This is a genomic window from Flavobacterium sp. 38-13, assembly GCF_001899155.1.
Lineage (GTDB): Bacteria > Bacteroidota > Bacteroidia > Flavobacteriales > Flavobacteriaceae > Flavobacterium > Flavobacterium lindanitolerans.
Genome location: NZ_MKVG01000001.1, coordinates 14,745 through 14,986 on the forward strand (window position 1 = coordinate 14,745; position 242 = coordinate 14,986).

The window sequence follows — 242 nt, forward strand, 5'->3', positions numbered from 1 at the left end:
TTATGATATTGCCTTTACAGGAGCCGATTTCACCATCATAGAAACACTGGCCATAACAGATTCCTCCCAGACAAACGTAACATGTTACGGAAGTTCTGACGGTTCTGCTACAGTCAGCATATCCGGAGGAACGGCACCATACTCCTATTCTTGGTTACCAAACGGAGGAACGGCGCCAACCGCAGCAGGACTGGCAGCAGGAACCTATACCGTTACGGTAACCGATGCCAACGGTTCCGTAA

General features: G+C 49.6%; 1 protein-coding gene. It reads left to right on the top strand.

From position 1 onward, the window contains the following. The coding region (locus BGO88_RS00030; RefSeq protein WP_286705523.1) for a SprB repeat-containing protein at positions 1 to 242 on the top strand (242 nt) is incomplete at both ends.